General features: G+C 75.9%; 21 protein-coding genes. 14 read left to right on the top strand and 7 right to left on the bottom strand.

Going from position 1 to position 20,231, the window contains the following annotated elements:
* Nucleotides 1-82 precede the first annotated feature (82 nt).
* Nucleotides 83-1,357 carry a glycosyltransferase gene (locus U5M74_RS01130; RefSeq protein ID WP_410905344.1) on the top strand — a complete coding sequence of 425 codons (1,275 nt, stop codon included), beginning with the start codon at nt 83-85 and terminating at the stop codon, nt 1,355-1,357.
* Between the two features lie 121 nt (nt 1,358-1,478).
* Here U5M74_RS01130 and U5M74_RS01125 read toward each other — a convergent pair whose 3' ends face one another.
* The 6 genes from U5M74_RS01125 to U5M74_RS01100 all read right to left on the bottom strand — a co-directional run bounded on the left by U5M74_RS01125 (nt 1,479) and on the right by U5M74_RS01100 (nt 5,045).
* A complete protein-coding gene (locus tag U5M74_RS01125) occupies nt 1,479-2,123 on the bottom strand; it encodes an HAD-IA family hydrolase (RefSeq protein ID WP_410905342.1) in 645 nt (214 codons plus the stop codon).
* A gap of 29 nt (nt 2,124-2,152) precedes the next feature.
* Nucleotides 2,153-2,536, bottom strand: coding sequence for a cupin domain-containing protein (locus U5M74_RS01120; protein ID WP_410905340.1), 384 nt, complete (start codon nt 2,534-2,536; stop codon nt 2,153-2,155).
* A 127-nt stretch (nt 2,537-2,663) separates the two neighbouring features.
* Nucleotides 2,664-3,254, bottom strand: coding sequence for a TOPRIM nucleotidyl transferase/hydrolase domain-containing protein (locus U5M74_RS01115; RefSeq protein WP_410905338.1), 591 nt, complete (start codon nt 3,252-3,254; stop codon nt 2,664-2,666).
* A 171-nt stretch (nt 3,255-3,425) separates the two neighbouring features.
* A complete protein-coding gene (locus U5M74_RS01110) occupies nt 3,426-3,995 on the bottom strand; it encodes a potassium channel family protein (protein WP_410905336.1) in 570 nt (189 codons plus the stop codon).
* A 34-nt stretch (nt 3,996-4,029) separates the two neighbouring features.
* On the bottom strand, nt 4,030-4,383 hold the full coding sequence (locus U5M74_RS01105; protein WP_410905334.1) for a hypothetical protein: 354 nt from the start codon (nt 4,381-4,383) through the stop codon (nt 4,030-4,032).
* Nucleotides 4,384-4,559: 176 nt separating this feature from the next.
* Nucleotides 4,560-5,045 carry a hypothetical protein gene (locus U5M74_RS01100; RefSeq protein ID WP_410905332.1) on the bottom strand — a complete coding sequence of 162 codons (486 nt, stop codon included), beginning with the start codon at nt 5,043-5,045 and terminating at the stop codon, nt 4,560-4,562.
* A 156-nt stretch (nt 5,046-5,201) separates the two neighbouring features.
* Between U5M74_RS01100 and U5M74_RS01095 the strand changes: the two genes are divergently transcribed.
* On the top strand, nt 5,202-6,620 hold the full coding sequence (locus tag U5M74_RS01095; RefSeq protein WP_410905330.1) for an MFS transporter: 1,419 nt from the start codon (nt 5,202-5,204) through the stop codon (nt 6,618-6,620).
* Between the two features lie 39 nt (nt 6,621-6,659).
* Here the strand turns inward: U5M74_RS01095 and U5M74_RS01090 are convergent, their stop codons facing one another.
* The gene (locus U5M74_RS01090; RefSeq protein ID WP_410905328.1) at nt 6,660-8,045 is read right to left on the bottom strand and encodes an FAD-binding oxidoreductase; all 1,386 of its coding nucleotides are present in this window, start codon (nt 8,043-8,045) and stop codon (nt 6,660-6,662) included.
* Nucleotides 8,046-8,207: 162 nt separating this feature from the next.
* Between U5M74_RS01090 and U5M74_RS01085 the strand changes: the two genes are divergently transcribed.
* The 12 genes from U5M74_RS01085 to pyrF all read left to right on the top strand — a co-directional run bounded on the left by U5M74_RS01085 (nt 8,208) and on the right by pyrF (nt 20,214).
* Nucleotides 8,208-8,654: a type II 3-dehydroquinate dehydratase gene (locus U5M74_RS01085; RefSeq protein ID WP_410905326.1), complete on the top strand. Its 447-nt coding sequence runs from the start codon at nt 8,208-8,210 to the stop codon at nt 8,652-8,654.
* A 59-nt stretch (nt 8,655-8,713) separates the two neighbouring features.
* Nucleotides 8,714-9,430, top strand: a complete 717-nt coding sequence (locus U5M74_RS01080; RefSeq protein WP_410905324.1) for a SatD family protein — start codon at nt 8,714-8,716, stop codon at nt 9,428-9,430.
* Nucleotides 9,427-9,810, top strand: a complete 384-nt coding sequence (locus tag U5M74_RS01075) for a hypothetical protein (RefSeq protein WP_410905322.1) — start codon at nt 9,427-9,429, stop codon at nt 9,808-9,810. The genes U5M74_RS01080 and U5M74_RS01075 overlap by 4 nt, the downstream gene beginning before the upstream one ends.
* 127 nt (nt 9,811-9,937) lie before the next feature.
* Entirely contained in the window at nt 9,938-10,501 is a 564-nt protein-coding gene (efp, locus tag U5M74_RS01070; RefSeq protein WP_069983863.1) for an elongation factor P, read from the top strand.
* A gap of 1 nt (nt 10,502) precedes the next feature.
* Nucleotides 10,503-10,919 (top strand): transcription antitermination factor NusB, encoded by a 417-nt coding sequence (nusB, locus tag U5M74_RS01065; RefSeq protein WP_410905320.1) that lies wholly within the window; start codon nt 10,503-10,505, stop codon nt 10,917-10,919.
* A gap of 256 nt (nt 10,920-11,175) precedes the next feature.
* Nucleotides 11,176-11,772: a bifunctional pyr operon transcriptional regulator/uracil phosphoribosyltransferase PyrR gene (gene pyrR, locus U5M74_RS01060; RefSeq protein ID WP_410905770.1), complete on the top strand. Its 597-nt coding sequence runs from the start codon at nt 11,176-11,178 to the stop codon at nt 11,770-11,772.
* Nucleotides 11,769-12,803, top strand: a complete 1,035-nt coding sequence (locus tag U5M74_RS01055; protein ID WP_410905318.1) for an aspartate carbamoyltransferase catalytic subunit — start codon at nt 11,769-11,771, stop codon at nt 12,801-12,803. Before pyrR ends, U5M74_RS01055 begins: the two co-directional genes overlap by 4 nt.
* Nucleotides 12,800-14,140: a dihydroorotase gene (locus tag U5M74_RS01050; protein WP_410905316.1), complete on the top strand. Its 1,341-nt coding sequence runs from the start codon at nt 12,800-12,802 to the stop codon at nt 14,138-14,140. The genes U5M74_RS01055 and U5M74_RS01050 overlap by 4 nt, the downstream gene beginning before the upstream one ends.
* On the top strand, nt 14,137-14,697 hold the full coding sequence (locus tag U5M74_RS01045; RefSeq protein WP_410905315.1) for a hypothetical protein: 561 nt from the start codon (nt 14,137-14,139) through the stop codon (nt 14,695-14,697). Before U5M74_RS01050 ends, U5M74_RS01045 begins: the two co-directional genes overlap by 4 nt.
* On the top strand, nt 14,694-15,959 hold the full coding sequence (gene carA / locus U5M74_RS01040) for a glutamine-hydrolyzing carbamoyl-phosphate synthase small subunit (protein WP_410905313.1): 1,266 nt from the start codon (nt 14,694-14,696) through the stop codon (nt 15,957-15,959). Before U5M74_RS01045 ends, carA begins: the two co-directional genes overlap by 4 nt.
* Complete coding sequence (gene carB / locus U5M74_RS01035; protein ID WP_410905311.1) at nt 15,959-19,369, top strand: carbamoyl-phosphate synthase large subunit; 3,411 nt, start codon at nt 15,959-15,961, stop codon at nt 19,367-19,369. The genes carA and carB overlap by 1 nt, the downstream gene beginning before the upstream one ends.
* Nucleotides 19,366-20,214 carry an orotidine-5'-phosphate decarboxylase gene (gene pyrF / locus U5M74_RS01030; protein ID WP_410905309.1) on the top strand — a complete coding sequence of 283 codons (849 nt, stop codon included), beginning with the start codon at nt 19,366-19,368 and terminating at the stop codon, nt 20,212-20,214. The genes carB and pyrF overlap by 4 nt, the downstream gene beginning before the upstream one ends.
* Nucleotides 20,215-20,231 lie beyond the last annotated feature (17 nt).

Below are 20,231 nucleotides of genomic sequence, written 5' to 3'. Positions count from 1 at the left end.
GGCACGCATCCCGCGCGAGCGGGCGGACGCGAGGTACCCGCCGTGGCGGGCGCGGTCGGCGCCGCGCTGCGATAGTGCGCGCATGGCGTCGATCATGCTGACGGCGATGCCGTTCGCCGGGCACGTCCGCCCGGTCCGCGCAGTCGCGGCCGAGCTCGTGCGCCGCGGGCACGACGTGCGCGTGTACACCGGCCGCCCGTACGCGGGCCAGGTCGAGGCGGCGGGCGCCCGGGCCGTGCCGTGGCAGCGGGCGCCGGACCTCGACGAGCGCGACCTGGCCGCGACGTTCCCCCGCATGCGCGAGCGCAAGGGCTTCCGCCAGGTGCTCGTCAACCTGCAGGACCTGTTCCTCGGCACCGCACCGGCCCAGGCGGCCGACCTGCAGGCCGCGTACGAGGCCGAGCCGTGGGACCTGCTCGCCGGGGACCCGATGGCGCTCGGCACCCGGTTCGCGGCCGAGCGGCTCGGCTGCCGCTGGGTGACGGTGTCACCCGTCGCCGTGTGGCCGCCGGGCAGGGGCATCCCGCCCACCGGCCTGGGCCTCACGCCCGCCCGCGGCGCGGCGGGCCGGGCCCGCGACGCCGTCCTGGGCGCCGTGTCCGGCGTCGGCACACGCCTGCTCACGCGGGAGTACCAGCGCACCCGCCGCGCCGTCGGCCTCGCACCCGACGGCGAGACCTTCGCGAGCATGTGGTTCTCGCCCCGGCTCGTCGTGGCCGCCGGCTCGCCCGCCCTCGACTACCCGCGCGACGACCTGCCCCCGCACATCCGCTTCGTCGGCGACCTCACCGACGACGGCGAGCCCGCCGCGGCCGCGGCGCTCCCGGCGTGGTGGGACGACGTCCTGCGCGCCCAGGTGCCCGTGGTGCACGTGACGCAGGGGACGGCGAACGTGGACCCGCGGGACCTGATCCTCCCGGCCCTCGCGGCGCTCGCGGACGAGGACGTGCTCGTCGTCGTCGGCACGGGCCACCGCACGGCCCCGCTGCCGGGACCGCTGCCTCCGAACGCGCGGGTGGCGTCGATGGTGCCGTACCCCGCGCTGCTGCCCCGCACCGCGGTGATGATCACCAACGGCGGCTACGGGGGAGTGCTCCAGGCGCTGCGGCACGACGTCCCGCTGGTGGTGGCCGGCGGGGACCTCGACAAGCCCGAGATCGCGGCACGCGTCGGCTGGCACGGGGCCGGGGTCGACCTGCGCACCGGCACGCCGCGGCCGGCGGCGGTCGCGGCGGCCTACCGCCGCGTCGCCGGCGACCCCGCGTACCGCGCGGCGGCGGCCCGGCTGGGTGCCGACCTGCGCGCCCGCGGCGGGGCGCGGACGGCGGCGGACCTGCTGGAGGCCCACCTGTCGTGAGCCGGGCGCGCTCGCGCCGTGCCGGTGTCGCAGTAATAGTGTGCCAAGCGCCATCACCGCACCGGCGCGGGCTCGCGAGACGGGAGGCGGGAGGGCAGGGGCCGGGAGGGCAGGGGCCGGCTCAGCCGGCCGTCACCACGAGCCCGTCGGGGCGCACCTCGAGCGCCACGCGGGACAGGTCGGCGACGGTCGCGTCGGCGTCCGCGAGCTCGGCGGGGTCGTGCGAGGTGGCCACCGCGAGGGTCCGGGCCCCGGCGGCCCGGCCCGCGGCGAGGCCGGCGGGCGCGTCCTCGACGACGAGGCACCGCCCGACGTCGACGCCGAGCGCGGCCGCCGCCTTGAGGTAGCCGTCCGGGGCGGGCTTGCCCGCGGTGACGTCCCCGGCCGCGACGAGCACCTCGGGCACCGGGAGCCCGGCCGCGACGAGCCGGGCGCGCATGATCCGCCGCGAGCCGGAGGTGACGGCCGCCCACCGCCGGGCGGGCAGGCGGGGGAGCAGCTCCCGCGTGGCCGGCAGGGCCTCCACGGCGTCCAGGTCCTCGAGCTCCAGCTGCTCGAGCTCGGCCACCGCGGCGGCTCGCTCGTCGGCGGGGAGGAACAGCGCGACGGTGTCCTCGGAGCGGCGGCCGTGGCACACGCGCAGGATCGCGTCGAGGTCGAGCCCGTGGCGGTCGGCCCAGGTCTCCCAGATGCGCTCGACGGCGGGCGTCGAGTCCACGAGCGTGCCGTCGATGTCGAACAGGACGGCCTCGACCTCGAACCTCATGCGAGCCAGGCTAGCGAGGCCCTTGGCGGTCACGCCTGCGCGGCTCCGGCGGCCTCGGCTGCCTTCGCCCAGTTCGTCATGCCGTACCAGTCGACGACGACGACGGTCTCGTCGCCGACGACCCACGCGTCGTGGCCCTGGGGCAGGCTCGTGATGTCGCCGGGGCCCGCCTCGAGCTCCCTGCCGTCGTCCATCCGGATCCGCAGGCGGCCCTGGACGTGGTACTGGAAGTGCGGGGCGAGGCAGGACTCGGTCCCCGCGATCGGCCTGACGTCGTTCGACCAGCGCCAACCCGGTTCCAGGACGAGCCGGCCGATGGTGCTGTCACCGACCTGCAGGATCTCCGCCTTCCCGTGCGGGAACGTGCGCACCTCCGTCGGCTCGGCGAAGGTCTCGTGCTCCACCGTCTGCATCGCCGTCCTCCTTCACGGCTCGCGGCCCACGCCCCGGTGCGTGGGCGGTATGTCCATCATCCACCGGGCGAGGCGTACGGGACAGGCCCGGTGGCACACCGCCGCGACCCGCCACCGCGACCCGCCGTCACGGCGCCAGGGCGTCGCTCCCCGGCCTGGCGCCGGCACGGGCGGCGACCTCGTCGAGGAGGGCGGCGATCGGCGGCGGCTCGACGGGCGTCGCGGCGGCGAGCGCGCGCCCGTAGTGCTCCTTGCGGCCCGCCGTCGTGCCCCAGAACCGGTGGAGCCGGTCGACGGCGGGCCGCCCGCGCCACTCCGGCTGGCCGCTGAACGTGCGGAACCGGTGCAGGTGGCCCTCCTGCGCGACGACGGCGAGCGTGGCGTCGACCCCCAGGGCGCGGACCAGCTCGTCCTCGAGGTCGCGCACGCAGGCGTGGAAGCCGAGGGCCGCGAGCTCGGCGCGGTCGCCTGTCGCGGCGAGACCCTGTCGCCGGAGAGCGCGGGCGACGAAGCCCTGCTCGGCCGCGTCGTACAGCCCGCACACGCCGCTGCCCGCCGCGAGGGCGGCGTCGACGGCGCGGGACGCGCCACCCGCGCCGCCCATGGGCACGACGACGGCGCCGGCCGCGGGCAGGTCGAGGCCGCGGCGCGCCGCGAGCGTCTCCACCGCGGCGCGGTCGCTCGCGCCCTCGACGAGCACCACCGTGCGGAGCGTCATGCGGCCCAGCGTCCCGCCCGTCGTGCCGCCGGGCAACGGCACGGCGGCATCCCGCATGCCGTGGGGGATAAAAGTGTGCCAAGCGCCCACACACGTCCGCCGCGCCCGGGGCGGTGGAGCCGGGACGAGCCGGGACGGACCGGGACGCACCGAGCCCGCCGCTCGGGGTGCTCAGGCCGGGCGGTCCCCCGGGTGCGCGTCCGCGCGCGGGTCGGGTGGGCCGGCCGGCGGCCCGGGCGGGAGCGGTGGCGACACGGTGGCGGACAGCAGGCGGACGGCCGTGCCGAGGTAGATGAGGTTGAACAGCATGTGCACCGTGACCGCCAGCCGTGCCCCGGTGCCGGCGGCGTGGACGTCGCCGAACCCGACGGTGCTCACCACGGTGACGGCGAAGTAGAGCGCGTCGGTGCGCGTGCGCAGGCCGACGAACTCGGCCGGCCACAGGGTCGCGACGGCGTAGTAGACCAGCGCCGCGGTGAGCACCAGCACGTACAGCGCGATCAGCAGCCGCTCGATGCGCCGGTAGGCGACGGGCAGCCGGCGCGTGCGGCGCCGGATGCGGGTCAGCAGCACCCCGAAGCCGGCGAGCGCTCCGACCGCGCCGGCCAGCCGCAGCCACGGGCGGGGCGCCGCCTCGAACCGCAGCGGCAGCAGGTAGTAGGCGGCCGTCAGCAGCGCCAGGACCACCGTCGTGGTGATCAGCAAGCGGGTGACGTCACGGCCAGGGCCTGCCGGCGGCATGTGCCGAGTGTGGCACGCGCCGGGCGCGCCCGGCTCAGGCGCGGGGGGTGGTTCGCGGGGTGGTCCGCCGTGCGGTTCCCGGCGGCGTCAGCGGCACGAGCACGGCCCCGTGCCGCTCCAGCGCGGCGTCCTGGGCCGCCGCGTCGGCGCCGGGCGGCAGCTCGGGGACGCGGCCGCGAGACCGGCGCGGGCCGGCGTCGTCGCCGATGGGGGTGGGGCCGCGCACCAGCGTGGCCGGTCCCAGCGGCGCCTGCACGTAGGGCGCGCCGAGCAGCGGGTCCGGCGCCCAGCGCAGCGCGGGCGCGCCCGCGCCGTCGCGGTCGACGGCGGAGGTGGCGACGGGCCCGGTCTCGGCGCGGTCCGGTCCGGCGGCGGGGGAGGCGGTCACGCCGCGATCGTAGACGCGCCGCGGCGCCCGGCCCGGGGAACCCCGGACCGGGCGCCGCGCGCGGCGGGCCCGCCCGCCGCCCCGGTCACCCGCGACAATCATCTGCGCCGGTCATCTGCGCCGGTCGCCTGAGCCGGTCATCTGCGCCGGTCACCTGAGCCGGTCACCTGAGCCGGTCACCCGGCGTCGAACCGGTCCTCCTGCAGGTCCGGGTCGTCCGCACGGACCACGTGCGGGGCGTGCCCGTGGGCCTGGCCGGTGTCGTAGCTCTCGCGCTCACCGGTGTCCGCCGACTCGATCACCTCCGCCTGGCCCGAGTCGAAGCTCTCGCGCTCACCCGTGTCCGCGGAGTCGAGGACCCCGGGCTCGCCGGCGTCGTAGCTCTCCCGCGTCTCGGGGTGGGCGGAGTCGGAGACCGTCGCCTGGCCGGTGTCGAAGCTGTCGTCCGGGACGAACCCCTCGTCCCGGGCGACGCTCCCGGTCCCCTCCACGCGACCCTGCGAGACCGCGGTCGCCCCCGTCGGCTGCGGCAGGTCGGCCTCCGGGCCCCGGTCGGCGAGCTCGGGCTCCTCCTCGAGGAACGGGTCCTCCTCCGGGGTGTCGGGCGTCGGCACGCGCTCGTCGTCCGTGGCGCCCGGCATCTGCGACTGGTCGCTGCTCATCGTTGACCTCCTCGGCGTTCGCCGTCTGACGGCCCTTCGGGTGGGTGCGTCACGGTAGGCACGCCACCGGGATGCTCGCAGTGCGGCGCCCGACGACGCCCGACGCGCCCGCGCGCCGCCACCCGGCGTTCACCTCGCTCCGGCAGACTCGCCGCCATGAGCGACGTCACGCCCACCGCTCCCGGCCCCGCGGGGTCGCCGGTGGCCGAACCGACCACCCCGCCGGCCACCGGCCTGGAGCTGCGCACCGCAACCGTGCCCCGGCGGCAGGTCGTGTCGTGGGCGCTGTGGGACTGGGCGACCCAGCCGTTCAACTCCGTGATCATCACCTTCGTCTTCACCGCGCTGTACCTCACCGGCGACGCGTTCCTGCCGGCCGACGTCGCCGCCCTCGACGGCGGCGACCCGCGTCGCGAGCAGGCGCTGGCGGGCCTCACGAGCGGACTGGGCGCCTGGATCACCGTCGCCGGGATCCTCGTCGCGCTCCTGGCGCCGGTGCTCGGGCAGCGCGCGGACGTGGCCGGGCGGCGCAAGGCGTGGCTCGGCGGGAGCACGGCCGCGCTGGTGGTGTGCATGCTCGCGCTGTTCCTCGTGCGCGCGGACCCGGCGTACTTCGTGCTCGGCGCGGTGCTCATCGCTCTCGGCAGCGTGGCCAGCGAGATCGCCGGCGTGAACTACAACGCGATGCTCGTGCAGGTGGCCACGCCGGCCACCGTCGGGCGCGTGTCCGGCCTGGGGTGGGGCCTGGGGTACGTGGGCGGCATCGTCGCGCTCGTCCTGGTGGTCGTGGCGGACTCCGCCGGGTGGTGGGGGATGCCCACCGAGGACGGGCTGCCGTACCGGGTGATCGCCGTCGGCTGCGCGGCGTGGGCCCTGCTGTTCGCCTGGCCGCTGTTCCGCTGGGTGCCCGAGGCGCCGCCGGCCGCGGACCGGCCGCGCGTCGGGCTGCTGCGCGGCTACGTCCGGCTGTGGCGCGACGTCGTCGAGCTGTTCCGCACCTCCCGGCCCACGTTCTGGTTCCTGCTCGCCAGCGCGGTGTTCCGCGACGGGCTGGCGGGCGTGTTCACCTTCGGCGCGGTCATCGCCTCGGTGTCGTTCGGGTTCGGCTCCACCGAGGTGATCGTCTTCGGCATCGCCGCGAACCTCGTGGCCGGCGTCTCGACGATCGCCGTGGGGCGGCTCGACGACCGGCTCGGGCCGCGCACGGTCATCCTCGCCTCGCTCGCCGGCCTCGTGGTCGCCGGCCTGGCCGTCGTGGGGCTGCACGACCTGGGCAAGGGCGTGTTCTGGGCCGGCGGGCTGCTGCTGTGCTGCTTCGTCGGCCCGGCGCAGGCGGCGTCCCGCTCCTTCCTGGCGCGCGTCACCCCGGCCGGGCGGGAGTCGGAGATCTTCGGCCTCTACGCCACCACCGGCCGCGCGGCGTCGTTCCTGGCGCCCGCGCTCTGGACGCTGCTCATCGCCGTCACGGGGGCGACCATCTGGGGCACGCTCGGCATCATCGTGGTGATCCTCGCCGGCCTGCTGCTCATGCTCGCGGTGAAGGACCCGCGCGCGGCCGGCGCGGCGCGGGGCTGACCCCGCGCCGCGGCCCGGTGCCGGGCGTCGTCGGCGGCGTCAGGGCGCCGGCGGCACGTTGAGGTTGGCGCGGAACAGGTTGTGCGGGTCGTAGCGCCGCTTCACGGCGGCCAGCCGCTCGCCCGTCGCGCCGGGGTAGGCCGCGGCGAGCGTCGCCGGGTCGCCGTCGACGACGAAGGCGGAGTAGAGGGCGTCGTCGCCCGCGCGCAGGACGTCGGCGAGCGCCGCGGCCCACGGCCGCTGCTCCTCGGCCAGCGGCGCGGTCGGGGCCATCGCCATGACGACGCCCAGCACCGGCTGGCGGCGGTGGGCGAAGGCCGTGGCGTCCGGCGGGACGTCGGCCACCGCGCCGCCGAGCACGCGCACCTGCACCGCCCGCATCAGGGCGCCGGGGAGCTGCACCTGCTCCACGACGTGCTCGGCCGTGGCGACGTCGACGCCCGGGGCGAAGAAGGGGCGCGTCACCACCGCGGCGCCCGCGGGCGGGGCGGGCTCGAGCAGGTCGCAGTACCGGGCGGTGCGCACCGAGTCGGCCAGCACGCCGCCGGCCCGGGCCGCGACGTCCCGCACGCCGGCCAGGCCGCGGTCGGCCTCCGCGACCGGGCCCGACCAGCACACGGCGGCCATGACGACGGGCGTGCCGTGGTGCTCGGCCGGCACCTCGGGCAGCGGGGGGCACGGGCACACCGTGAGGATCGTCGACAGCTCGCGCGGCGCGGCGTGCGCCAGCGCCACGAGCTCCGCGAGGGACTCCGCCGTCGCGCGCAGCACGACGGTGCCGCCGACCACCTCCGGCAGGTCGTGCAGCGCGAACCGGAACCGCGTGACGACGCCGAGGTTGCCCCCGCCGCCGCGCAGCCCCCAGAACAGGTCGGGGTGGTGCTCGGCGTCGGCGGTCACCACCTCGCCGGCCGCGGTGACGACCTCGGCCGCGACCAGGCTGTCGAGGGTCAGGCCGTGGCTGCGGGACAGCAGGCCGACGCCGCCCCCGAGCGTGATGCCGCCGACGCCGACCGTGCGCGCGTCGCCGAACGGGGTCACCAGCCCGTGGGCGCCCACCGCGTCGGCGTAGACGCCGGCGGTCACGCCGCCGCCGGCCCACGCCGTGCGCGAGGCGGGGTCGACGACGACGCCGTCCAGGCCGCGCAGGTCGAGGGTCAGCGCGCCGTCCGCGCGGCCCAGGCCCATGGTGGAGTGCCCGCCGGCCCGCACGGACAGCTCCGCGCCGGTGTCGGCGGCGAACCGCACGGTGCGGGCCACGCCCGCCGCGTCCGTGGGCCGGACCAGCGCTGACGGGCGCCGGTCGACCACGGAGGCGATCTGGCGCGCCTCGTCGTAGCCCGGCTCGCCGGGGACGATGACGGTGCTGCCGTCGACGTCCAGGGCGTCGCGGACGGCGGCGGGGGAGAACGTGGGTGTCGTCATGGGGGTGCCCTCTCCGGTGGGTTCGGCGGTCCTCGGGGTGGACGCCGCACGGCCGCCGGACTCATCGGGTGATCTCCCGCCGGCGCAGGGCCGGTCGCAGGGCCGGTCGCAGGGCCGGTCGCAGGCGCCGGTCGCAGGGCCGTGACGGCTAGGCTCCGGCCCATGACGCACGTCCTCGTCCTCAACGGTCCCAACCTCGGCCGGCTCGGCGTCCGCGAGCCCGAGATCTACGGCGCCGCCTCGTTCGCCGACCTCGTCGCCGCCGCGGAGCGGTGGGGCCGCGAGCTGGGGCTCGAGGCCGAGGTGCGCCAGACCGACGACGAGTCCGAGATCGTGGGCTGGCTGCACGAGGCCGTCGACGCCCGGGCGCACGTGGTGCTCAACCCGGCCGCGTTCACGCACTACAGCTACGCCCTGCGGGACGCGGCGGCGCAGGTGACCACCTCGGGCCTGCTGCTGGTCGAGGTGCACCTGTCCAACCCCGCGGCGCGCGAGTCGTTCCGCCACCACTCGGTGGTCTCCGGGGTCGCGACCGGCACGGTGGCCGGCTTCGGCTTCGACTCCTACCGGCTCGCGCTCTCGGCGGTGGCCGCAAGGCTGCAGGCCTGATGAGCGCCGATCAAGTCGTGAGGCTTGTTGCGGAGCGGTCAAGGTTCTAGGCTTGACACGTGATCGTCCTCACCGCTGACCAGCGCGGCAGCACGCGCCACGGCGACCGCGTGCCCGAGGTGCTCGACCTCCTGCACGCGCGCACCGCCGGGCGCGCCGGGCTCGTCCTGCCCTTCGACCGCACCGTGGGTGACGAGGTGCAGGGCCTGCTCGACGGCTCCCCCGACGGCGCGACGCTCGCCCTCGACACGGCCCTCGCGCTGCTGCGCGACGGCCGCTGGACGGTGGGGCTCGGCGTCGGCGCCGTCGACGAGCCGCTGCCCGCGGCGAGCCGTGCGGCGTCCGGGCCGGCGTTCGTGCACGCCCGCCACGCCGTCGAGCGCGCCAAGGGCCGGGGGAGCGCGGCGCCCGTCGCGGTGGAGGCGGACGACGCCGCCGCGGCCGCGGAGGTCGAGGCGCTGCTGCGGCTCCTCGGGGCGGTGGCGGCGCGCCGCACCCCGGCGGGGTGGGAGGCGATCGATACGCTCACCGCCGCGGGCACCGACGGGTCCGTGAAGGCCGTGTCACAGAAGGACACGCAGAAGGACACGCAGAAGGACACGTCGCAGAAGGACGTGGCGCGCGCGCTCGGGGTCACCGAGCAGGCCGTGAGCCAGCGGCTGCGCGCCGCGCTGTGGGCCGAGGAGGCCGCGGTCCGGCCGGTGGTCGCGCGGCTGCTGACCGCGCTCGCCGGCGCGGGGCGCGCGGGACGACCGGCGGGGGGAGCGGGAGCATGAGCACGACCGAGTACCTCGTCGGCGCGGCGGTCTGGGCCGTCGCGCTGGCGCTCAGCGTGGGCCTCGGCGCCCTCGTGGTGCCCTGGGTGCTGCGGCGCACCGGGCCGAGCGCCCGCGCGCAGGCCGCCGCGGACGTGCTGCGCGGCGGCACCTGGATCGGCCTGCTCGAGCGGGCCGGCGTGACGCTCAGCCTCCTGGCCGGCTACCCCGAGGGCGTCGCGATCGTGGTGGCGGTCAAGGGCCTCGGCCGGTTCAACGAGCTCAAGGAGCACCCGGTCGCGAGCGAGCGGTTCGTCGTCGGCACGCTGGCGTCGCTCATCTGGGCCGCCGCCGTGGGCCTCGCCGGGCGCGGCGCGGCGCACCTGCTCGTCGGGGGGTGACCGTCGGGCGGTGGACCCGGCGTACCGCTAGAATCGTCCGGGCCCTCGTCCGCGGGCCACCGCCCCCGCCACCTGACCGTGACCGGGGCGTGCCCGAAGCTCCGACATCGCCGAACAGGGAAAGAACGTGGCTACCTCCAACGACATCAAGAACGGCACCGTGCTCCGCATCGACGGTCAGCTCTGGACGATCATCGAGTTCCAGCACGTCAAGCCGGGCAAGGGTGGCGCGTTCGTCCGCACCAAGATGAAGAACGTGCTGTCGGGCAAGGTCGTCGACAAGACCTTCAACGCTGGCATCAAGGTCGAGACGGCCAACGTGGACCGCCGCGACTTCCAGTACCTGTACATGGACGGCGAGGACTTCGTCTTCATGGACAACGACACCTACGACCAGATCACGGTCCCGGCCGCCACCGTCGGCGACGCCAAGGACTTCATGCTCGAGGGCATGAGCGTGATGGTCGCCTCCAACGAGGGCACCCCGCTGTACGTCGAGCTCCCGGCCTCCGTGGTCCTGGAGATCACCTACACCGAGCCGGGCCTGCAGGGCGACCGCTCCACCGGCGGCACCAAGCCCGCCACCCTCGAGACCGGCCGCGAGATCCAGGTCCCGCTGTTCCTCGAGCAGGGCACCAAGGTCAAGGTCGACACCCGCGACGGGTCGTACCTGGGCCGCGTGAACGACTGACGTGGCTGCCCGCACCAAGGCCCGCAAGCGCGCGGTCGACATCCTCTTCGAGTCCGAGCAGCGCGGCCTCGAGCCGCTCGTGCTGCTGCGCGACCGGGTGGCCCAGCCCCGCACGGAGGCGGCGGTGCCGCAGTACACGGTGGACCTCGTCGAGGGCGTGACCGGGCACCGCGAACGCATCGACGAGCTGCTGGAGACGTACTCCCACGGCTGGACGCTGGAGCGCATGCCCGCCGTGGACCGCGCCCTGCTGCGCATCGGCACCTGGGAGATCCTCTTCAACGACGAGGTGCCCGACGCCGTGGCGGTCGACGAGGCCGTGGACCTGGCCGCCAGCCTCTCGACCGACGACTCGCCGTCGTTCGTCAACGGCCTGCTCGGCCGCATCGTCGACGTCAAGCCGACGCTGCTGGCCTGACGGCCCCGCGGACGGCCCCGGGGACGCCTTCGCGACCCGCACCACCGACCCGGCCCCGCCGGCGGCACCCGCCGCCGACGGGGCCGTCGCCGTCCTGCCGGCGGCCGGGGCCGGTCCGCGTGACGTGCGCCACGTCACGCGTCCGGAGGCTGGACGACGGCCCGCGCGTCCCGTACCGGGCGCTACGCTGAGGCCCGATCGACACCCCTTTAACCCCGTCCCGTGAGGCGGAGAAGGAGGTCCCGTGAGCCCCGGCATGCCCGAGCACACCACCGGCCGCACCACCGTCCTGGGATCCCAGGAGATCCAGCGGGCCCTGACCCGCATCGCCCACGAGGTCGTCGAGCGCTCCAAGGGCGTCGACGACGTCGTCCTGCTCGGGATCCCCACCCGCGGCGTGACGCTCGCCCGCCGGCTGGCCGAGCGGCTGGCCGCCATCGAGCCGGCCTTCGACCCCGAGCAGAGCCTCGGCGAGCTCGACGTCACGATGTACCGCGACGACCTGCAGCGGCACCCCACGCGCGCCGTCGGGGTCACCACGCTGCCCACCGCGGGCATCGACGACAAGATCGTCGTGCTGGTCGACGACGTCCTGTACTCCGGGCGCACCATCCGCGCCGCGCTCGACGCGCTGAGCGACCTCGGCCGCCCCCGCGCCGTCCGGCTCGCCTGCCTGGTCGACCGCGGCCACCGCGAGCTGCCGATCCGCCCCGACTTCGTCGGCAAGAACCTGCCCACCGCCACGTCCGAGCGTGTCGGCGTGCGGCTGCAGGAGGTCGACGGCGGCGAGGACGCCGTGGTGATCAGCGGGCGCGGGCCCGCCGACCCGCTCGAGACGGGGGCGGCGCGATGAGGCACCTGCTGTCCACCCGGGACCTGTCCAAGGACGACGCGATCCTGCTGCTCGACACCGCGGCGCAGATGGCCGCCACCCAGTCGCGCGAGATCAAGAAGCTGCCCACGCTGCGCGGGCGCACCGTCGTCAACCTGTTCTTCGAGGACTCCACGCGCACCCGCATCTCGTTCGAGACCGCGGCCAAGCGCCTGTCCGCCGACGTCATCAACTTCTCCGCCAAGGGCTCGAGCGTCTCCAAGGGCGAGTCGCTCAAGGACACCGCGCTCACCCTGCACGCGATGGGGGCGGACGCCGTCGTCGTGCGGCACTGGGCCTCCGGCGCCCCGCACCAGCTCGCCCACGCCGGCTGGCTCGACGCCGCGGTGCTCAACGCCGGCGACGGCACGCACCAGCACCCGACCCAGGCGCTGCTCGACGCGTTCACGATCCGCCGCCACCTGGTGGGGCTGCGCGGCGGCGCGGGCGACGGCCACCAGGACGGCACCGGTGCGGACCTCGCCGGGCTGCGGGTCGCGATCGTCGGCGACGTCCTGCACTCGCGCGTGGCCCGCTCCAACGTGCACCTGCTGCACACCCTCGGCGCCGAGGTCACGCTCGTGTCGCCGCCGACGCTCCTGCCGGTGGGCGTGGAGACCTGGCCGTGCCGCACGTCGTACGACCTCGACGCGACGCTGGCCGGCTGGCAGCCCGACGCCGTGATGATGCTGCGCGTGCAGCGCGAGCGGATGTCCGGCGGGGCGGGGGCGTTCTTCCCCAGCCCGCTGGAGTACACCCGCCGCTACGGGCTCGACGGGCGCCGGCTGGCGCTGCTGCCCGGGCACGCGATCGTCATGCACCCCGGGCCGATGAACCGCGGCCTGGAGATCTCCGCCGAGGCCGCCGACTCCGCGCGCTCGGTGATCGTCGAGCAGGTCGCCAACGGCGTCGCCGTGCGGATGGCCGCCCTCTACCTGCTGCTCGCGGGGGAGCGTGACGCCGCCGGCGCCGCCCCGTCCGCCCCCGCCCACCCCGAAGGGACCGCCCTGTGACGACCCCCGCCACCACCTCCTACGTCCTGCGCGGCGCGCGCCCGCTCGGGGGCGAGCCGGTCGACGTGGTGCTCGCCGACGGGGTCGTCGCCGCGCTGGGCACCGACGTCGCGGCGCCCGCGGGCGCCGTCGAGGTCGACGCCGCCGGCCACGTGCTCCTGCCGGGCCTGGTCGACCTGCACACGCACCTGCGCGAGCCGGGCCGCGAGGACGCCGAGACCGTCGCCTCCGGCACCCGCGCCGCCGCGGCCGGCGGCTTCACGGCCGTGCACGCCATGGCCAACACCTCGCCCGTGGCGGACACCGCCGGCGTCGTCGAGCAGGTCTGGAACCTCGGCCGGCAGGCCGGCTGGGTCGACGTGCACCCCGTCGGCGCGGTCACCGTGGGCCTGGCCGGCGAGCGCCTCGCCGAGCTCGGCGCGATGGCCGACTCCGCCGCCCGCGTGCGGGTCTTCAGCGACGACGGCAGGTGCGTCCACGACCCGGTGCTGATGCGCCGCGCCCTGGAGTACGTCAAGGCGTTCGACGGCGTCGTCGCCCAGCACGCGCAGGAGCCCCGCCTCACCGAGGGTGCCCAGATGAACGAGGGCGTCGTCTCGGCGGAGATCGGCCTGACCGGCTGGCCCGCGGTCGCCGAGGAGGCGATCATCGCCCGCGACGTGCTGCTGGCCGAGCACGTCGGCTCGCGCCTGCACGTGTGCCACGTGTCCACCGCCGGGTCCGTCGAGATCGTCCGGTGGGCCAAGGCCCGCGGCATCGCCGTCACCGCCGAGGTCACCCCGCACCACCTCGTGCTCACCGACGAGCTGGCGCGCGGCTACGACCCGGTGTTCAAGGTCAACCCGCCGCTGCGCACCGCCGCGGACGTCGAGGCCGTCCGCGCCGGGCTGGCCGACGGCACCATCGACATCGTCGCCACCGACCACGCCCCGCACACCCGCGAGGACAAGGACTGCGAGTGGGGGGCCGCCGCGATGGGCATGACCGGGCTGGAGACCGCCCTGTCCGTGGTGCAGCACGCGATGGTCGAGACCGGCCTCATGGGCTGGGCGGACGTCGCGCGGGTGATGTCGACCGCGCCGGCCCGCATCGGGCGCGTCGCGGACACCCAGGGCCGGCCGGTCGCCGTCGGCGAGCCGGCGAACCTCGTGCTGGTCGACCCGCGCGCCACCCGGGTGGTCGACGGCGAGGCGCAGGCCACGGCCGCCGCCAACACCCCGTTCCAGGGCCGCGAGCTGCCCGGCCGGGTCGTGGCCACGTTCCTGCGCGGGCGCGCCACGGTGCTCGACGGCACGCCCGTCGAGCCCGTGCCCGCCGGCCCGGGGGTTGCGGCGTGAACCTGCCGATGCCCGTCGCCGTCGGGATCTGGGTCCTGGTCGGCGTCCTGCTGCTGCTCGTCGTGATCGGCGGCCGGCGCCGCCTCGCACGGCGCACCCGCGGCGTCGTGCCGGTGCCGCCGGCCGTGCCCGCCGACCTCGGCGCCCGCCGCCTGGAGCCGCTCGAGGCCACCTACGTCACCACCACGCTGGGCGGCGACTGGCTCGCCCGCGTCGGCGCGCACGGGCTCGGCGACCGCTCGGTCGCCGCGGTGAGCGTGCACGACGCCGGCGTGCTCGTCGAGCGCACCGGCGCCGACCCGGTCTTCGTCCCGGCCGCCACCCTGCGCGGCGTGAGCCTGGCGCCCGGCATGGCCGGCAAGTTCGTCGGCACGGACAGCATCGTCGTGGTGTCCTGGCTCGCGCCGGCCGACGCCACCGCGCCGGCCGCCGCCCTGGACACCGGCGTGCGCCCCCGCCACCCCGCCGACCGCGCCCGGCTCGTCGACGCCGTCCGCGCCCTGGCCGCCGGCGCCGGCCCTCAGACCCCCGCAGCACCGCCGAAGGAGAACCAGTGACCACCACGACCGCTGCCGCGCACGACCGGGCCCTGCTCGTCCTCGAGGACGGCACCGTGGCCCGCGGCCGCGCGTACGGCGCACGGGGCACCACGCTCGGCGAGATCGTCTTCTCCACCGGCATGACCGGCTACCAGGAGACGCTCACCGACCCGTCGTACCACCGCCAGATCGTCGTCATGACCGCGCCGCACATCGGCAACACCGGCGTCAACGACGAGGACCCCGAGTCCGGCAAGATCTGGGTGTCCGGCTGGGTCGTGCGCGACCCCGCCCGCCGCGTCTCCTCCTGGCGTGCCGCGCGCACCCTCGACGAGGAGCTCGCCGAGCAGGGCGTCGTCGGCATCAGCGACGTCGACACCCGCTTCCTCACCCGTCACCTGCGCGAGCTCGGCGTCATGCGCGCCGGCATCTTCTCCGGCGACGCCCTGGTCACCACCAGCCCCAGCGGGCGCAGCGTGGAGCGGCCGGTGGAGGACCTGGTCGCCGAGGTGCAGGCCGCGCCGCTGATGGCCGGCGCCGACCTGGCCCGCGAGGTCACCACCGCCGAGCCGTACGTCGTCGAGCCCTGCGGGGACTGGGCGGGCAAGGACCCGATCGCCACCGTCGTCGCCGTCGACCTCGGCATCAAGGCCATGACGCCGCAGCGTCTCGCCGAGCGCGGCGTGCGCGTCCACGTCGTGCCGCAGTCGGCCACGGTCGAGGACGTCGAGCGCCTGCTGCCGGCGGACGCCCCGCACGGGGTGTTCTTCTCCAACGGCCCCGGCGACCCCGCGGCCGCCACCCACGAGATCGAGCTGCTGCGCGCCGTGCTCGACCGCGGCATCCCGTTCTTCGGCATCTGCTTCGGCAACCAGCTGCTGGGCCGCGCCCTGGGCTACGGCACCTACAAGCTGGGCTACGGCCACCGCGGCATCAACCAGCCCGTCCTGGACCGCACCACCGGCAAGGTCGAGGTCACCGCGCACAACCACGGCTTCGCCGTCGACGCGCCCGTCGACGCCGTGAGCACCGCGCCGCACGACGGCGGCCGCTACGGCCGCGTCGTCGTCGCCCACGTGGGCCTCAACGACCAGGTGGTCGAGGGCCTGACCGCCCTGGACATCCCCGCCTTCTCGGTCCAGTACCACCCCGAGGCGGCGGCCGGCCCGCACGACTCCGCCTACCTGTTCGACCGCTTCGTCGAGGTCATGAAGTCCCGCACGCCCGTCACCGTCCCCGACGAGGCGCTGGCCGCCCTCGCCGGCTCGAAGGAGAACTGATGCCCCGCCGTACCGACATCTCCTCCGTCCTCGTCATCGGGTCGGGCCCGATCGTCATCGGCCAGGCGGCCGAGTTCGACTACTCGGGCACCCAGGCGTGCCGCGTGCTGAAGGAGGAGGGCCTGCGGGTCATCCTCGTGAACTCCAACCCGGCCACGATCATGACGGACCCGGAGTTCGCCGACGCCACCTACGTCGAGCCCATCACCACCGAGGTGCTCACCTCGATCATCGCCAAGGAGCGCCCGGACGCGCTGCTGCCGACGCTCGGCGGGCAGACCGCCCTCAACGCGGCCATCGCCCTGGACGAGGCCGGCGTGCTGGCCGAGCACGGCGTCGAGCTCATCGGCGCCAACATCCCCGCCATCCAGAAGGGCGAGGACCGCCAGCAGTTCAAGGACGTCGTCGACAAGTGCGGCGGGGAGTCCGCGCGCTCCGAGATCGTGCACACGGTCGACGAGGCGCTGGCCGCCGCCGGGAGGCTCGGCTACCCGATGGTCGTGCGCCCGTCGTTCACCATGGGCGGCCTCGGCTCCGGCCTCGCCTACGACGAGGCGGACCTGCGCCGCATCGTCGGCCAGGGCCTGCACTACTCGCCGACCACCGAGGTGCTCCTGGAGGAGTCGATCCTCGGCTGGAAGGAGTACGAGCTCGAGCTGATGCGCGACAAGAACGACAACGTCGTGGTCGTGTGCTCGATCGAGAACGTCGACCCGGTCGGCGTGCACACCGGCGACTCGGTCACCGTCGCGCCGGCGCTCACGCTCACCGACCGCGAGTACCAGAAGCTGCGCGACATCGGCATCGCGGTCATCCGCGAGGTGGGCGTCGACACCGGCGGCTGCAACATCCAGTTCGCGGTGGACCCGGCCACCGGCCGCATCATCGTCATCGAGATGAACCCGCGCGTGTCGCGCTCCTCGGCCCTGGCCTCCAAGGCGACCGGCTTCCCGATCGCCAAGATCGCCGCCAAGCTCGCCGTCGGCTACACCCTCGACGAGATCCCCAACGACATCACCCAGGTCACCCCGGCCAGCTTCGAGCCCACGCTCGACTACGTCGTGGTCAAGGTGCCGCGGTTCGCCTTCGAGAAGTTCCCGGCGGCCGACCCGACGCTGACCACGACCATGAAGTCCGTGGGCGAGGCGATGGCGCTGGGCCGCAGCTTCACCGAGGCGCTCGGCAAGGCGCTGCGCTCCATCGACAAGCACGGCGTGCAGTTCCACTGGCAGGGCGAGCCGGTCGCCGGCGCCGACCTCGACGCGCTGCTGGCGGAGATCCGCACGCCCACCGAGCACCGCTTGGTCGGCGTGCAGCAGGCCCTGCGGGCGGGCGCGAGCATCGAGCAGGTCTTCGAGGCCACCAAGATCGACCCCTGGTTCCTCGACCAGATCCAGCTCGTCAACGAGGTGGCGGCCGAGGTCGCCGCCGCGCCGACCCTCACCGAGGACGTGCTGCGTCGCGCCAAGCGGCACGGCCTGTCCGACGGCCAGGTGGCGCAGCTGCGCGGCATGGGCCCGGCCGGCGAGGCCAGCGTGCGCGAGATCCGCCACGCCCTCGGCGTGCGCCCGGTCTACAAGACGGTGGACACCTGCGCCGCGGAGTTCGCCGCCCGCACGCCGTACCACTACTCCGCCTACGACGCGGAGACCGAGGTGGCGCCGCGCGAGCGCGAGGCCGTGATCATCCTCGGCTCGGGCCCCAACCGCATCGGCCAGGGCATCGAGTTCGACTACTCCTGCGTGCACGCGACCCTGACGCTCGCCGAGCGGTACGAGACCGTCATGGTCAACTGCAACCCGGAGACGGTCTCGACCGACTACGACACCTCCGACCGCCTGTACTTCGAGCCGCTGACGTTCGAGGACGTGCTCGAGGTCTACCAGGCCGAGCTCGCCGCCGGCCCGGTCAAGGGCATCATCGTCCAGCTCGGCGGCCAGACGCCGCTGTCGCTGGCGCAGCGCCTGGCCGACGCCGGCCTGCCGATCCTGGGCACCAGCCCCGAGGCCATCGACGCCGCGGAGGACCGCGGGCTGTTCGGCCAGGTGCTCGTCGACGCCGGCCTGCCGGCGCCCGCCTTCGGCACCGCCCGCACGCTCGGGCAGGCCGTGGAGGTGGCCGAGGGCATCGGCTACCCGGTGCTCGTGCGCCCGTCCTACGTGCTCGGCGGCCGCGGCATGGAGATCGTCTACGACCGCGAGCAGCTGACGCACTACGTCGAGCGCGCCCTCGACGCCGCCGCGGCGGCGTCGGGCGGCAGCACGCTGGCCGCGCCGCTGCTCATCGACCGCTTCCTCGACGACGCGATCGAGATCGACGTCGACGCGCTGTACGACGGCACCGAGCTGTTCCTCGGCGGCGTCATGGAGCACATCGAGGAGGCCGGCATCCACTCCGGCGACTCGGCGTGCGTGCTGCCGCCGGTGTCGCTGAGCGAGGCCGAGATCGAGCGCATCCGCCGCTCCACCGAGGCGATCGCCCGCGGCGTCGGCGTGCGCGGCCTGCTCAACGTGCAGTACGCGCTGGTCAGCGACGTGCTGTACGTCCTGGAGGCCAACCCGCGCGCCTCGCGCACCGTGCCGTTCGTGTCCAAGGCGACCGGCACGTCGCTGGCCAAGGCCGCCGCCCGCGTCATGGTCGGCGAGACCATCGCCGAGCTGCGCGCCGAGGGCGTGCTGCCGGCCACCGGCGACGGCGGCGACCTGGACCTCGGCGCGCCGCTGGCCGTCAAGGAGGCCGTGCTGCCGTTCAAGCGGTTCCGCACCGCCGACGGCCTGGTGGTCGACACCGTGCTCGGGCCGGAGATGCGCTCCACCGGCGAGGTCATGGGCTTCGACGTCGACTTCCCGCGCGCCTTCGCCAAGTCGCAGGCCGCGGCGTTCGGCGGGCTGCCCACCACCGGCACGGTGTTCGTCTCGGTGGCCGACCGGGACAAGCGCTCCATCGTGTTCCCGGTCAAGCGGCTGGCCGACCTCGGGTTCCAGGTGCTCGCCACGGCGGGCACGGCCCAGGTGCTCACCCGCAACGGAGTCCCCGCCAGCGTGGTGCGCAAGTTCTCCGAGGGCCAGGGTGCCGCGGGGGAGCCGACGATCGTCGACCTCATCACCGCCGGCAAGGTCGACCTCGTGGTCAACTCGCCGTCCGGCCAGGGCGCGCGCGCCGACGGCTACGAGATCCGGGCCGCCACGACGGCGGCGGACAAGCCGATCGCCACGACCGTCGACCAGCTCGCCGCCGCGGTGCAGGCCATCGAGGCGATCCTGGCGGGCCCCTTCGACGTGGCGAGCCTGCAGGAGCACACGGCGCGCACGCGCGAGCGGCTCGGCCTGGAGCGGATCGCCGGCGCGGCGCCCGTCCCCACGGCCGACGGCGTCGCCCGCCCCGCGGCGGAGGCGGGGGTCGTGGCGTGACGCGGCCGTTCGGCGCGCGCCTGGCCGCGGCGATGGACGACCACGGCCCGCTGTGCGTCGGCGTCGACCCCCACGCCGCCCTGCTGGCGGCGTGGGGGCTGCCCGACGACGCCGCCGGCGTGCGCGAGTTCTCCCTGCGCGTCGTCGAGGCCGTCGGCGGCCGCGTCGCGGCGCTCAAGCCGCAGGCGGCGTTCTACGAGCGCCACGGGTCGGCCGGTGTCGCCGTGCTGGAGGAGACCATCGCGGCCGCCCGCGCGGCCGGGACGCTGGTGGTCGTGGACGCCAAGCGGGGCGACATCGGCTCGACGATGGGCGGCTACGCCGACGCGTTCCTGCGCGACGGCTCGCCCCTGGCGGGCGACGCGCTGACCGTCTCGCCGTTCCTCGGCTTCGGGTCGCTCGCCCCGGCGGCCGAGGCCGCCGCGGCGACCGGGCGCGGGCTGTTCGTGCTGTGCCTGACCTCCAACCCGGAGGGCCCCGAGGTGCAGCACGCCACGACCGGCGGCGGCGCGAGCGTCGCGGCCACGGTCGCGGCCCACGCGGCGGCGCTGAACGCGGGCGCCGACCCGCTCGGCTCGGTGGGGCTCGTGGTGGGTGCCACGGTGGGCGACGCGGTCGCCGCCACGGGCACGGACCTCGCGGCCGTGAACGGGCCGCTGCTCGCTCCCGGCGTGGGCGCCCAGGGCGCCGGCGCCGCCGAGCTCGCCGCGGTGTTCGGCCCGGCGCGCCGGCAGGTGCTCGCGTCGTCCTCGCGCGGCGTCCTGCGGGCCGGGCCGGACGCCGGCGCGCTGCGCTCGGCCGCGGACGAGGGGACTCGCGAGGCCGCCGCGGCGCTGCGCGGCTGAGGCCCGCTCCCGCCCGT

Source organism: Puerhibacterium sp. TATVAM-FAB25 (assembly GCF_046535855.1).
Classification (GTDB): Bacteria; Actinomycetota; Actinomycetes; order Actinomycetales; family Cellulomonadaceae; genus Puerhibacterium; species Puerhibacterium variabilis_A.
The sequence above is the reverse complement of the archived record's forward strand: the minus strand, read 5'-3'. Positions and strand labels throughout refer to the sequence as shown.

Excerpts from the sequence above, each read along its gene's own strand:
- U5M74_RS01130 (WP_410905344.1), top strand. The coding sequence starts at position 83 with ATGGCGTCGATCATGCTGACGGCGATGCCGTTCGCCGGGCACGTCCGC.
- U5M74_RS01125 (WP_410905342.1), bottom strand. The coding sequence starts at position 2,123 with ATGAGGTTCGAGGTCGAGGCCGTCCTGTTCGACATCGACGGCACGCTC.
- U5M74_RS01120 (WP_410905340.1), bottom strand. The coding sequence starts at position 2,536 with ATGCAGACGGTGGAGCACGAGACCTTCGCCGAGCCGACGGAGGTGCGC.
- U5M74_RS01115 (WP_410905338.1), bottom strand. The coding sequence starts at position 3,254 with ATGACGCTCCGCACGGTGGTGCTCGTCGAGGGCGCGAGCGACCGCGCC.
- U5M74_RS01110 (WP_410905336.1), bottom strand. The coding sequence starts at position 3,995 with ATGCCGCCGGCAGGCCCTGGCCGTGACGTCACCCGCTTGCTGATCACC.
- U5M74_RS01100 (WP_410905332.1), bottom strand. The coding sequence starts at position 5,045 with ATGAGCAGCGACCAGTCGCAGATGCCGGGCGCCACGGACGACGAGCGC.
- U5M74_RS01095 (WP_410905330.1), top strand. The coding sequence starts at position 5,202 with ATGAGCGACGTCACGCCCACCGCTCCCGGCCCCGCGGGGTCGCCGGTG.
- U5M74_RS01090 (WP_410905328.1), bottom strand. The coding sequence starts at position 8,045 with ATGACGACACCCACGTTCTCCCCCGCCGCCGTCCGCGACGCCCTGGAC.
- U5M74_RS01085 (WP_410905326.1), top strand. The coding sequence starts at position 8,208 with ATGACGCACGTCCTCGTCCTCAACGGTCCCAACCTCGGCCGGCTCGGC.
- U5M74_RS01075 (WP_410905322.1), top strand. The coding sequence starts at position 9,427 with ATGAGCACGACCGAGTACCTCGTCGGCGCGGCGGTCTGGGCCGTCGCG.
- pyrR (WP_410905770.1), top strand. The coding sequence starts at position 11,176 with ATGCCCGAGCACACCACCGGCCGCACCACCGTCCTGGGATCCCAGGAG.
- U5M74_RS01055 (WP_410905318.1), top strand. The coding sequence starts at position 11,769 with ATGAGGCACCTGCTGTCCACCCGGGACCTGTCCAAGGACGACGCGATC.
- carB (WP_410905311.1), top strand. The coding sequence starts at position 15,959 with ATGCCCCGCCGTACCGACATCTCCTCCGTCCTCGTCATCGGGTCGGGC.